We start from the raw sequence: 12,619 nt of genomic DNA on the forward strand, positions 1-12,619 counted from the left end.
TCAGGCGGGTTGGTCGAGCACGCGGCCGTCGCGCACGACGGGCTCGCCGTCGAGCTGCACGGTGCAGTGGCGCAGCGGGATGTCGATGTGGCAGGTGGTGGTGCGGCTGCCGCCGCCTTCGTTGTTCGGCCCGAGCGAGAACAGGAAATTGCCCTCGAACGCACGCGCGTCCATGCCGATGGTGGCTTCGCGGTCGTAGAGGCCGAGCGTGGACCAGCGCGCGCGCGGCTGCAGCCCCCAGCCGATGTGCGAGATCGCATAGCCTTCCGGATCGCCGAACGTCTCCATGTAGTCGCGCAGCAGCGCGGCATCCACGCCGCCCTCGATCCTCGTCGCGTAGCCGCCTTCCACGGTCAGCGTGATCGGCTCGGACACGTAGCGCTTCTGCGGCAGCAGGATGTCGCCGCGGTCGATCACGATCGTGCCGTGCGCGGTGCGGTCGTTCGGGTAGGTCAGCGCGAAGCCGCTCGGCCAGTGGTCCCAGCGGCCCGGCTCGTCCACGTAGCCGTATTCGGCGGTCGGCGGGAATTCGCCGAGCGGGCACACCAGCGCGGTGCCGGCGGCGGACGTGACGCGCATCTCGCGCGCGGCCCGCAGCTTCGCGGCGGCGCCCAGCACGCGCGTGCGGTCGGCCTCGGTCGGCACCATCCGCGCCAGTACCTCGGGCGGCTCGACCGCGAGCAGGATCCTGGTGCCCGACTTCAGGATCTCGTGCTGCTCGGGCGAGAACAGCAGCGTCATCAGGTCGAGCACCAGGTCGCTCGCCTTCAGCGCCGCGATCGCGGCGTGGTTGCCGGTCAGCGGCGTGGTGCCGAGATAGGCCAGCGAATCGCGGCTGAACGCCTTCTCGCCGTTCACGGGCGGCAGGTCGAGGCGGTTCACGATCGCGCCCATCTGCTGGCTGGCGATCAGCGCGCATTGCAGCGTCTGCGGGTGGGTCGAGGCACTGGTCAGGATCGTCACGGTCTGTCCCGCCTCGAGGCGGGACAGCGTCAGCACGCGCTTGAACGCGTCGATCAGTTGGGTGTCGTTGATCGGCATGGTCGGCTCCGGTCGAAAAGGGGGGCGCTCAGGCGCGCGGCGGCACGAGCGGCGCGCCGAGGAAATCGCCGAACGCGGCGTAGAAGCCGGCCGCGTTGTCCCACGGAATCATGTGGCCGGCGTTCGGCACGCGCACGTGCTGCATCGCGGGCGTGGCGCGCTGCAGCTCGGCCACGTCCTCGTCGCGCACCACGTCGCCGCGCTCGGCCGTGATCAGCAGCGAGGGCACGGTGAGGCGCGCCGCGTCGGCGTGGAAATCGTCGGTGTGGAAACCCTCGTAGGACGCCAGCACGGCGCGCTCATCGCAGGTATGCAGCCATTCGGCGCGCAGCCTCAGTTCCTCGTCGGTCCAGCTCGGGCAGAACGCGCGCATGCCCTCGGCGTCGATGCCGGTGCGCGCGCGCGCCATCGAATCGACGTACCACGGCAGCTTGCCCGGATATTCGCGGCGGCCCGGCCCCGAGACGGGCGGATCGACCAGCACCACCGAGGCGAGCCCGTGCCCGATCTTCGTGGCCGCGCGCGCGGCGATGCGCGCGCCCATCGAGTGGCCGACCAGCGCGAAGCGGTCGAGCTCGAGCGCCGTGGCCAGCGCGGCGACGTCGTCGGCCTGCGCGTCGAGACTGTAGTCGAGCGTGTCCGAGGCCGCGCTGAGGCCGCGCCCGCGCACGTCGATCACGTAGGTGTCGAAGCCGGCGCCGAACACCTCGCCGACGAAGCCCCAGGTGACGGCCGGGCTCGTGATGCCGGGAATCAGGATCACGGCGCAGCGCGCGGCGCGCTCGCCGCTCGCGCCGCCGTAGCGCAGGTAGTGCTGGCGGATGCCGTTGGCGGCGGCGTTCGCGCCGTACAGGAAGGTGGAGGTCGTCATGGTCGGCTCCCGGTTCAGTAGGCGCCCGACAGCAGCGCGCCCGCGCCCGGCACGACCGGTTCGAGATCGAGTTCGCGCAGGATCGCGTAGGTGGTGGCGATCGCGGCCGTGATCACGGGCTTGCCCGTGATCGCCTCGACCTTCGCCACGGCCGGCAGCGACGGCATCTGCACGCAGGCCGACAGCACGATCGCGTCGGCGTCCTGGTAGGGCAGCGTCTTGACGATCTCGGGCAGGCGCGCCGGATCGTGGCGGCCCACGTCGAGGTTGTCGGGAATCTCGAGCGCGCGATAGGCGATCACCTCGTAGCCCTCGTGGCTGATGTAGTCCACCACCAGCTCGGTCAGCGGCTTCATATATGGCGCCACCACCACGATCTTCTTCGCGCCGATCACCTTCAGCGCGTCCACCAGCGCGCCCGCGCTGGTCAGCACCGGCGCCTGCGCGCCGTTCTCGGCGGTGTGGCGCGTCAGGCGCTGCTGCGAGACACGGTGGTAGCCGCGACCCATCGCCATGATCGCGACCAGGCACGCGTAGCCGAGCACGTCCACGCGCGCGTCCGACAGCTCCACGGCGCAGCGGTCCGATTCGGCGTCCATCGCCGCGAGTTCCTCCTTCACCACCTTCTTCATGCGCATCCGGCTCGAATGGAACGTGAAGCGCTCGGGGCGGATCGCCTCGCGCAGCCGCAGCATCGCGGGGATCTCGGTTTCCATCGTGGTGTTCGAGCTCGGCACGATCTGGCCGATGCGAAAGGTTCGAGTCATCTGGGGCTCCATGGCGGCAAGAAGCGGCAAGCGGCGCTCGGCCGATTGTCGAATGTGCGCAAAGTCTAGCGTGTACGTTTTAATTTCACAACGTCTCAAAAATACCGGCGGGATTCGGGAAATCCCTTGTATTTGAGGCGTAAGCAGTTGTTTGCGGGAGACGGGTCGTGCCTTGTCCATCATCTGAAATTTTTTCTTGTGCGAATATTTTGCAGTGTGTACGCTAGATTTAACCGTAACCCATCCGCCCGGTCGGCGTGCTGCCGCCGGCGCTCAGAACAGGAGATTCCGATGAAGCAACCCCGTATCGCGATCGTGGGCGCCGGCCTCGGCGGCACCGCCGCCGCCGCGCTGCTGCAAAGACGCGGCTACGACGTGCGGCTCTACGAGCAGGCACCGGCGTTCTCGCGCCTCGGCGCGGGCATCCACCTCGGCCCGAACGTGATGAAGATCATGCGCCGCATCGGCTGCGAGGACGCGCTGAACGCGATGGGTTCGCATCCGGATTTCTGGTACAGCCGCGACGGCCTCAGCGCCGAGGTGATGTCGCAGATCCCGCTCGGCGACTACGCGCTGAAGACCTACGGCGCGAGCTATCTGACCGTGCATCGCGGCGATTTCCACGCGCTGATGACCCAGGCGATCGCGCCGGGCACGCTGGTGTTCGGCAGGAAGCTGACGGCGATCGAGGACACCGGCAGCGAGGTGCGGCTCACGTTCGACGACGGCACCGTGGAGACGGCCGACATCGCGATCGGCGCGGACGGCGTGAACTCGCGGCTGCGCGAGCACCTGCTCGGCGCCGAGCCGCCGCGCTATACCGGCTACGTCGCGCACCGCGCCGTGTTCCCGGCCTCGCTGCTCGACAACAAGCCCTACGACATGTGCGTGAAGTGGTGGTCGGGCGACCGTCACATGATGGTCTACTACGTGACCGAAAAACGCGACGAGTACTACTATGTGACGGGCGTGCCGCAGGCCGAGTGGCCGGCCGGCGTGTCGATGGTCGACAGCAGCCGCGACGAGATGCGCGAGGCGTTCGCCGGCTTCCATCCCGACATCCAGCACCTGATCGACGTGTCGCCGTCGATCACCAAATGGCCGCTGCTCGAACGCGATCCGCTGCCGCTCTGGAGCCGCGGCCGGCTGGTGCTGCTCGGCGACGCCTGCCATCCGATGAAGCCGCACATGGCGCAGGGCGCGGCGATGGCGATCGAGGACGCGGCGATGCTGACGCGCTGCCTCGACGAGGCGGGCCTCGGCGACTACGGCAGCGCGTTCGCGCTGTACGAGGCGAACCGCGCGGCGCGTGCCTCGAAGGTGCAGCTGGTCTCGCACAACAACACCTGGCTGCGCACCAACGAGGATCCGTCGTGGGTGTTCGGCTACGACGTGTTCGAGGTGCCGCTCGACGCGCCGGCGAAGGAATCGGCCGTGGCGGGCTGAGCCCCGGCGCGGGGCCGGCTTCGGCTCAGGCTTTGGCCCGGCCGGAATTTCGGCGGGGTATAACGAAACGCGCGCGGCGCGTGCCGCGCGTTCGCCTGCCGTCCCGCGCGCCCGCGCGTGCCGGCGCATTGAAGAATCGGGTCTGTCATGTCGCATTCCGGCCATCCCGCGGGGCCGCTCACGCTTCGCGTCAACGGTGACGAGCGCCGCGTCCCCGACGCCGCGCCCGATACGCCGCTGCTGTTCGTGCTGCGCAACGATCTGGCGCTGAACGGCCCGAAGTACGGCTGCGGGCTCGGCCAGTGCGGCGCCTGCACCGTGCTGGTGGACGGCCGCCCGGCGCGCTCGTGCGTGGTGCCGGCCGGCGCCGCCCACGGCCACGAGGTGACCACGCTCGAAGGGCTCGGCACGCTCGATGCGCTGCACCCGATCCAGCGCGCGTTCATCGACGAGCAGGCCGCGCAGTGCGGCTACTGCCTGAACGGCATGATCATGAGCGCCAAGGCGCTGCTCGATCGCGATCCGTCGCCCGACGACGCGGCGATCCGCTACGCGCTGCGCTTCAACCTGTGCCGTTGCGGCACCCATCTCGAGATCGTGCGCGCGGTGCAACGCGCGGCGCGCTACCTGCAACACGACGATGAACGATGAATCTACGGCGGCCGCGCTGGCGGCGAACGCGGCGCGGCCCGACGCTGCCGTGCCGACCCCGGGCCACGATGGCGCCGAGGATCGCGCGGCGGCGCCGGAAGCGCGCCGTGCCTGGGCCTATGGCTGGCCGGTGGCCGGCAACGCAGGCGATGCCGAAGCCCGGCTCGAGGTCGAGGCCGGGCTGTCCGCGCGGGCGACGCTCGCCAGCTGGCGCTATCGCGCGCGGCTGACGGCGGCGACCGGCGCGCGCACGCTGCCGGTGTCGCCCGATGGCGCGGCGCCGGCGCTGCCGTTCGTCTACCGGCATGCGGAGCTGGCCGTCGAGATCGAGGATCCGGCGCGGCGCATGCCGGCCCAGGCCCATGTGTTCGCGCGCGAATCGGCGATCGACGAATGCGCGGCCGAGCTGCGGATCGATCCGGTCGAGCTGCGGCTGCGCCAGCTCGATCCGGTGCGCGATGCCGGTGCGCATGAAGTGATCCGGATGGTGACCGAGCGCGCGGCGTGGCGCGTGCCGGCCGCCGCGCAGCCGTTGCCGGCCGCGCCGTGGCTGCGCGGGCGCGGCTTCGCGTTCGACGGGCGCGGCGATCAAATCAACAGCGCGCACGCATCCACGGACCCCGCGCTCGACACGCGGCCCGACTGGACCGCCTGGGTGGTCGATATCGACGTCGATCCGGCCACGGGCGACGTCGCGCTGCGCCGCGTGGTGGCCGGGCAGGGCACCGGCCGGCCCGGCTCGCCGGAGGCGGCGAGCCTGTCGGGCGTGCCGGCCGCGCGGCTCGCGGCGGCCGTCTCGCGCGTGCTCGGCGCGCATCACGCGGCCCACGACGCGCACGACGAAACGGCGCCGGCCGACGGTTCGCGCGGCGCGTTCGCGCATGCGTTGCGGCGCACGGAGCGGCCCGGCGAACTCGACGCCACGGACACCGCGGACGAACCCCCCGACCTCGACGAAGCCGAGCGCGCGCGCCTCGAACGCGCCGTGGCGCCGGCCGCCGCCGCGATCGCCAACGCGCTCTACGACGCCACCGGCGTGCGCTTTCGCGCCCCGCCGTTCGACACCGGCACGATCCGCGACGCGCTGGCCGGGTACGACCCGCGCGCCATGCCGGCCGAACGCCGGCCGTCCGCCGCGCGGCGCTGGCGCCGCTGGCTGGCGGGCGGCGGCATCGGCGGCGTGGTGGGCGGCCTGATCGGGCTGGCCGGCGCGCTGCTGCCCGGCCCCGCGCCGATCGCGCCGCTCCCGGCCGGCAGCCTGGGCGGCGCGCCGGTATGGAGCGCCGAGACGCTCGAACGCGGCCGGCTGGTCGCGCTGGCCGGCGACTGCGCGGTCTGCCACACGGCGCCGGGCGGCCGCACCAACGCGGGCGGCTTCCCGCTCGACACGCCGTTCGGCACGATCTATTCGACCAACCTCACGCCCGACCCCGAGACCGGCATCGGCAGCTGGTCGTACCCGGCGTTCGCGCGCGCGATGCGCGAGGGCATCTCGCGTGACGGCCGCCACCTGTATCCGGCGTTCCCGTACACGGCGTTCGCGACGCTCAGCGAGGCGGACCTGCTCGCGCTCTACGCCTATCTGATGTCGCAGCCGGCCGTGAAAGCGGCGCCGCCGCCCACGCGCCTGCCGTTCCCGCTGAACCAGCGGCGCCTGGTGGCCGGCTGGAACTGGCTCTATCACGACGCCGCGCCGTACCAGCCCGATCCGCAGAAGTCGGTGCTCTGGAATCGCGGCAAGTATCTGGTGGACGGCGCGGGCCACTGCAGCGCCTGCCACTCGCCGCGCAACGCGCTCGGCGCCGAGCAGGGCGGTTTCGCCTACCTGACGGGCGGCAGCGCCGAGGGCTGGGACGCGCCGGCGCTGGTGGCCGCCTCGCACGCGGCGCCGGTGCCGTGGACGGAGGACGCGCTGTTCGATTACCTGCGCACCGGCTTCTCGCCCGAGCACGGCGTGGCGGCCGGGCCGATGGCGCCGGTGGTGGCCGGGCTCGCCGCGCTGCCCGAGGGCGACGTGCGCGCGATCGCGCATTATCTCGCCTCGCTGTCGCCGAAGGTGGACGAAGCGGACGCCTCCGCCGCGGCCGCCACGCGTGCGGCGGGCGCCGATCCGGTCGCCACGCTCGGCCTCGAGAACGGCCGCCGTGCGTTCGACGCGGCCTGCGCCGTGTGCCACGCGGCCTCGGGCGGCGTCGGCCACTTCGGCGTGCGGCCGCTGATGGGGCTCAACACCAGCGTCAGCCACGCGAACCCCGACAACCTGCTGCGGGTGCTGCAGAACGGCATCGCGCAGCCGGCCACGGCCGCGCTCGGCTACATGCCGGCGTTCCGCGACGCGTTCGACGATCGCCAGATGGCCGAGCTGGCCGCCTACATCCGCCAGCGCTACGCGCCGGACCAGCCGGCCTGGCGCGACCTGGAGGCGGCGTCGGCGCGGCTGCGCGCCGAGCGGGCGCCGCATTGAACGGCGGCGAGGCGTTCCTCGCCGCCGTCCCTCGTCCTTCGCCCTTTGCAGGCCGGCACGCCCGCGACGCAATCCCTCAGTACAATGCGCGGATTCCGTCCACCATTGTTCCTCGCGCCTTCCCGCCGCCGATGCCGCTTCCGACCATACCGACCGCCCCGTTCTGCCCCGCCGAAGTGAAAGGCAGCATCACGATCGATGCGCGCGCATCGTGGTTCGCGAAGCTGCGCCGCTTCGCCGGGCCGGGCCTGCTGGTCGCGATCGGCTACATGGACCCCGGCAACTGGGCCACCGACATCCAGGCCGGCTCGCAGTTCGGCTACGCGCTGCTGTGGGTGGTGGCGTTCTCGAGCCTCGCGGCGATCTTCCTGCAGATGCTGGCCGCGCGGCTCGGCCTCGTGACCGGCCGCGATCTCGCGCAGGCCAGCTACGAGCGCTACGGGCCGTTCGGCAAGTGGCTGCAGTGGGTGACGGCCGAAATCTCGATCATCGCCTGCGACATCGCCGAGGTGCTCGGCTGCGCGCTCGCGTTCAAGCTGCTGCTCGGCGTGCCGCTGGCCTGGGGCATCGTGCTGACCGCGCTCGACACGGTGATCGTGCTCGGGCTGCAGGGCAAGGGCTTCCGCCAGATCGAGGCGATCGTGCTGGGCCTGATCGGCACCATGGCGTTCTGCTTCGTCGCGCAGGTGGCGATGGTGCCGCCCGACTGGCACGCGGTGGCCGCGGGCCTGATCCCCGGCGATCCGGGCCACGACCGCAAGGACGCGCTGGTGCTGGCGCTCGGCATCGTCGGGGCCACCATCATGCCGCACAACCTCTACCTGCATTCGTCGGTGGTGCAGACGCGCCGCGTGGTGGGCGGCGCGAGCGGGCCGATCCGCGACACGCTCGCGATGGTGCGCATCGACACCTGGGTCTCGCTGCTGATCGCGATGTGCGTGAACGCGGCGATCCTGATCCTGGCCGGCGCCGCGTTCCATGCGGCCGGGAAGACCGGCGTGACCGACATCGAGCAGGCCTACCAGCTGATCACGCCGCTGGTGGGCGGCGGCGCCGCGCTGCTGTTCGGCATCGCGCTGCTGGCCTCGGGGCAGAGCTCGACGCTGACCGGCACGATCGCCGGGCAGGTGATCATGGACGGCTTCCTGCAGGTGAAGATCCCGTGCTACCAGCGCCGGCTGATCACGCGCGCGTTGGCGCTGGTGCCGGCGCTGATCGGCGTGCTGGTGCTCGGCGACGGCGCGGTGGGCAAGCTGCTGGTGTGGAGCCAGGTGCTGCTGAGCCTGCAGCTGCCGTTCGCGATGTGGCCGCTGATCCGCTCGGTCAGCGACGCCCGGCTGATGCAGGGCAACGCGATCGGCTGGCCCGCGCGGCTGTTCGCGTGGCTGCTGTTCGCCGTGATCGGCGGCACCAACCTGCTGCTGATCACCGGCGTGCTCGGCTGAGCGAACGCGCCGCCGCGATCGCGGAGCGGGCGGGAAAAGGAAGGACAGGAAAGGACAGGAACGGGCGGACGCCGGCGCATTGGCCGGCGCCGCCGCGGCGCGATGGAAGGGCGGCCATGCGCTTGTGAAATGATATGTTATATCGTAACATCGCCAACCATCGACCGGCCGGTCGCTACCGCGACGGCTGCCACCACCCGACTATCCGCGATGCCATTGACCCGGAAGCAGCAACTCGTCCTCACCGCGCTGCGCGAGGCGGGCGCGCCGCTCGGCGCCTACGCGCTGCTCGAGCGGCTGCGCGGCGACGGCTTCGGCGCGCCGGCGCAGGTCTATCGGGCGCTGGCCGCGCTGATCGAGGCCGGCTGCGTGAGGCGGCTGGAAACGCTGAACGCCTATGCGCCGCGGCCAGTCCCGGACGAGTCGGTCGAAGCCGGCGTGGCGGGCGCGCACGACGCGCCGGCCGTGGTCACCATCTGCGACGGCTGCGGGCGCATCGACGAATACGTGGACGCGCCGCTGCTGCGGCGCCTGGGCGGCCTCGCGGCGGCGCACGCGTTCTCGCCGAGCCGCACCTCGATCGAGATCCACGGCCGCTGTGGCGCGTGCGCGGCGCCGGGCGAGACCTGAGCGCCGCCGCGCTTCGCGCTCCCTTCAACCTGATTGCCGAGAACCTCGCACCGAGCATGGAATCCAGATTGCCCGATATTTCGTTATCCGAACGCTCGGACCTGCCGGGGCCGCTGAACTGGGTCGGCATGCAGCACGTCGACCTGCCCGTGACGCTGGCCGAGCCCGGCTACCGGCGCACGCTGTCGGCGCGCGCCGACATGCAGGTCGACCTGCCGGCCGCTCACGTGAAAGGCATCCACATGTCGCGCCTGTACCGGCTCGTCGACGCGCTCGGCGACGACGCGCCGCTCACGCCGGCACGCCTGCGCGACACGCTGCAGGCGATGATCGACAGCCACCGCGACTGCGCCACCGGCAACGCGCGGCTGCGCCTCGCGTTCGACCTGCTGGCGCGGCGTCCGGCGCTCGTCACGGCCGGGCTGGCGGGCTGGAAGGCCTATCCGGTGCGGCTCGACGCGAGCCTGGTGGACGGCGCGTTCCGCCTCGACGCGCGCGTGAGCGTCGGCTACGCGTCCACCTGCCCGTGTTCGGCGGCGCTGTCGCGGCAGGCGGTCGAGCAGGGCTTTCGCGAGGCGTTCGCCGAGCCCGGCGCGGCGCCGCTGTCGGTCGAGGCGGTGGCCGCCTGGCTGCGCGCCCACGCGACGCTCGCCACGCCGCACAGCCAGCGCAGCGAGGCGCGCGTCGAGGTCGGGCTTGCCGCCGAGGCGCCGGCGCTGAAGCTGCTGGACCTGATCGAGCGCGTCGAGGCGGCTGTCGGCACGCCGCTGCAGACGGCCGTGAAGCGCGCCGACGAGCAGGCGTTCGCGCTGCTGAACGGGCGCAACCTGATGTTCGTCGAGGATGCCGCGCGCCGCATCCGGCACGCGCTCGCCGCCGAATTCACGCGCGTGCGGGTCCACGTCCGGCATCTGGAAAGCCTGCATCCGCACGATGCGTCGGCCTGGGCCGACGATGCCGGCATGCCGCGATGAAGCCTCAATGAAGTCGCGCTGCTGAAGTCGCGCGCCACACCGGTTTTCCTGACCACCACCGGGCTCGCCGGCCCGGTTCCCTGATTCCCCTCACTCCGGAGACTCCGCCATGCAAGTCCTCTCGTCGCTGAAGGATGCCAAGACGCGCGACCGCAACTGCCAGGTGGTGCGCCGCCGTGGCCGCCTCTACGTGATCTGCAAGACCAACCCGCGCTTCAAGGCGCGCCAGGGCGGCGCCCGCAACCGCAACAAGGGCTGAGCGCGCAACGATGATCCGCAAGAACCCGCGCGGCGACCTGCCACGAATCCACCCGAGCGCGTTCGTCGATCCGACCGCGATCCTCTGCGGCCTCGTGATCGTCGAGGAGAATGTGTTCATCGGCCCCTATGCCGTGATCCGCGCCGACGAAACCGACGCGAACGGCCAGCTCGAGCCGATCGTGATCGGCGCGCATTCGAACATCCAGGACGGCGTGGTGATCCACTCGAAGTCGGGCGCGCGCGTGACGATCGGCGAGCACGCCTCGATCGCGCACCGCGCGATCGTGCATGGCCCGTGCGAGATCGGCCACGGCGTGTTCATCGGCTTCAACAGCGTGCTGTTCAACTGCACGGTGGGCGACCGCTGCGTGGTGCGCTACAACGCGGTGGTGGACGGCTGCCGGCTGCCGCCGAACTTCCACGTGCCGTCCACCGAGCGCATCGGCCCGCATACCGACCTCGACGCCTATCCGAAGCTCAGCGCCGACGCGAGCGAATTCTCGGAAGACGTGGCGCGCACCAACAACGCGTTCGTCCATGGCTACAAGCAGATCCAGAACGAATTCTGAGCCGGGGGACGCCACCATGACCGATCCCGCGAACCCGGGCGCGCGCGGCGCCGGCCGCCACTTCATCGAACCCGGCGACCATGGCGACGACGAGGCACACGACGCCGCCGAATTCGCCCGGCGCCTCGCGCTGCGCCACGCCGAGCTGCTCGTCACGGGCGGCACCGTGATGACGCCGGGCGGCGCCGAGCGCATCGATCTCGCCTGCGCGGCGGGCCGCATCGTCGCGCTCGGCGCGCTCGCCGCCGGCTGGCGCGCCGACACCACGCTCGACGCGCGCGGCCTGCACGTGCTGCCAGGCGTGGTCGACACGCAGGTCCACTTCCGCGAGCCGGGCCTCACCCACAAGGAGACCATCGAGGCCGGCACGCGCGGCGCCGTGCTCGGCGGCGTGACGGCGGTGTTCGAGATGCCGAACACGCAGCCGCTCACGCTCGACGCCGCCGCGCTCGATGCCAAGCTCGCCCGCGCGCGCGGCACCGCCTGGTGCGATCACGCGTTCTATCTCGGCGGCTCGGCCGTCAACGCCGAACGGCTCGCCGAACTCGAGCGGCTGCCCGGCTGCGCCGGCGTGAAGGTGTTCATGGGCAGCTCGTTCGGCGACCTGCTGGCCGACGAGGACGCCGTGCTGCGCCGCATCGTGCGGCACGGCCGACGCCGCATGGCGGTCCACGCCGAGGACGAGGCGCGGCTGGGCGAGCGGCGCGCGCGGGTGGAGGCGAGCCGCGACGTGCGCGATCATCCGCGCTGGCGCGACCCGCAAAGCGCGCTGCTCGCCACGCGCCGCATCGTCGGCCTCGCCGCCGAGGCGGGCCGCCGGCTGCATCTGCTGCATGTGTCGACCGCCGAGGAAATGGCGTTCCTCGCGCTGCATCGCCGCCAGGTCAGCGTCGAGGTCACGCCGCATCACCTGACGCTGGTCGCGCCCGAGTGCTACGAGCGGCTCGGCAGCCTCGCGCAGATGAACCCGCCGGTGCGCGACGCGCATCATCGCGAGGCGCTGTGGCAGGCGCTGCGCGACGGCGTGGTGGACGTGATCGGCAGCGATCACGCCCCGCACACGCGCGCGGAGAAGGCGCGGCCGTACCCCGACTCGCCGAGCGGCATGACCGGCGTGCAGACGCTGCTGCCCGTCATGCTCGACCATCTCCATCACGGCCGCCTGAGCCTGCCGCGCCTCGTCGACTTGACGAGCGCCGGGCCGGCGCGGCTGTTCGGGCTGGCCGGCAAGGGCCGCATCGCGCTCGGCTACGACGCCGACCTGACGCTGGTCGACCTGGCCGCGCGGCGGCGCATCGGCGACGGCTGGATCGCCAGCGTGGCCGGCTGGAGCCCTTACGACGGCATGCCCTGCACCGGCTGGCCCGTCGCCACCGTGCTGCGCGGCCGGCCGGTGGTGCGCGACGAGGCACTGGTGGGCACGCCGCGCGGCCGGCCGCTGCGCTTTCACGAGGCGCCGCCCCCGGCCTGAACGCGCGGGGCGCGGCGGCCTGCCGCGGT

12 protein-coding genes are annotated in these 12,619 nt (G+C 72.0%); 9 read left to right on the plus strand and 3 right to left on the minus strand.

Features of this window, described 5'->3' with window-relative positions:
• The 3 genes from BpN12_RS20765 to BpN12_RS20775 are packed head-to-tail and all read right to left on the minus strand — an operon-like array spanning position 1 to position 2,679.
• Positions 1-1,041: a 2,5-dihydroxypyridine 5,6-dioxygenase NicX family protein gene (locus BpN12_RS20765; protein WP_246797333.1), complete on the minus strand. Its 1,041-nt coding sequence runs from the start codon at positions 1,039-1,041 to the stop codon at positions 1-3.
• Between the two features lie 28 nt (positions 1,042-1,069).
• Positions 1,070-1,912, minus strand: a complete 843-nt coding sequence (locus BpN12_RS20770; RefSeq protein WP_246797334.1) for an alpha/beta fold hydrolase — start codon at positions 1,910-1,912, stop codon at positions 1,070-1,072.
• Between the two features lie 14 nt (positions 1,913-1,926).
• Positions 1,927-2,679, minus strand: a complete 753-nt coding sequence (locus tag BpN12_RS20775) for a maleate cis-trans isomerase family protein (protein ID WP_246797335.1) — start codon at positions 2,677-2,679, stop codon at positions 1,927-1,929.
• 291 nt (positions 2,680-2,970) lie between these two features.
• On the opposite strand from BpN12_RS20775, the gene BpN12_RS20780 reads away from it, so the two are divergent.
• The 9 genes from BpN12_RS20780 to BpN12_RS20820 all read left to right on the plus strand — a co-directional run bounded on the left by BpN12_RS20780 (position 2,971) and on the right by BpN12_RS20820 (position 12,590).
• Positions 2,971-4,125 (plus strand): FAD-dependent monooxygenase, encoded by a 1,155-nt coding sequence (locus BpN12_RS20780; protein ID WP_246797336.1) that lies wholly within the window; start codon positions 2,971-2,973, stop codon positions 4,123-4,125.
• A 147-nt stretch (positions 4,126-4,272) separates the two neighbouring features.
• Positions 4,273-4,776 (plus strand): (2Fe-2S)-binding protein, encoded by a 504-nt coding sequence (locus tag BpN12_RS20785; protein ID WP_246797337.1) that lies wholly within the window; start codon positions 4,273-4,275, stop codon positions 4,774-4,776.
• Positions 4,766-7,240: a cytochrome c gene (locus BpN12_RS20790; protein ID WP_246797338.1), complete on the plus strand. Its 2,475-nt coding sequence runs from the start codon at positions 4,766-4,768 to the stop codon at positions 7,238-7,240. The genes BpN12_RS20785 and BpN12_RS20790 overlap by 11 nt, the downstream gene beginning before the upstream one ends.
• A 131-nt stretch (positions 7,241-7,371) precedes the next feature.
• The gene (locus BpN12_RS20795) at positions 7,372-8,685 is read left to right on the plus strand and encodes an Nramp family divalent metal transporter (RefSeq protein ID WP_246797339.1); all 1,314 of its coding nucleotides are present in this window, start codon (positions 7,372-7,374) and stop codon (positions 8,683-8,685) included.
• Between the two features lie 210 nt (positions 8,686-8,895).
• A complete protein-coding gene (locus tag BpN12_RS20800) occupies positions 8,896-9,315 on the plus strand; it encodes a Fur family transcriptional regulator (RefSeq protein WP_246797340.1) in 420 nt (139 codons plus the stop codon).
• Positions 9,316-9,371: 56 nt separating this feature from the next.
• Complete coding sequence (gene folE2, locus BpN12_RS20805; RefSeq protein WP_246797341.1) at positions 9,372-10,289, plus strand: GTP cyclohydrolase FolE2; 918 nt, start codon at positions 9,372-9,374, stop codon at positions 10,287-10,289.
• Between the two features lie 109 nt (positions 10,290-10,398).
• Positions 10,399-10,548, plus strand: a complete 150-nt coding sequence (gene ykgO, locus BpN12_RS20810) for a type B 50S ribosomal protein L36 (RefSeq protein WP_246797342.1) — start codon at positions 10,399-10,401, stop codon at positions 10,546-10,548.
• A gap of 10 nt (positions 10,549-10,558) precedes the next feature.
• The gene (locus BpN12_RS20815; RefSeq protein WP_246797343.1) at positions 10,559-11,119 is read left to right on the plus strand and encodes a gamma carbonic anhydrase family protein; all 561 of its coding nucleotides are present in this window, start codon (positions 10,559-10,561) and stop codon (positions 11,117-11,119) included.
• A 16-nt stretch (positions 11,120-11,135) separates the two neighbouring features.
• On the plus strand, positions 11,136-12,590 hold the full coding sequence (locus BpN12_RS20820; protein ID WP_246797344.1) for a dihydroorotase: 1,455 nt from the start codon (positions 11,136-11,138) through the stop codon (positions 12,588-12,590).
• Positions 12,591-12,619 lie beyond the last annotated feature (29 nt).

The organism is Burkholderia perseverans, from assembly GCF_022870505.1.
GTDB lineage: Bacteria > Pseudomonadota > Gammaproteobacteria > Burkholderiales > Burkholderiaceae > Burkholderia > Burkholderia plantarii.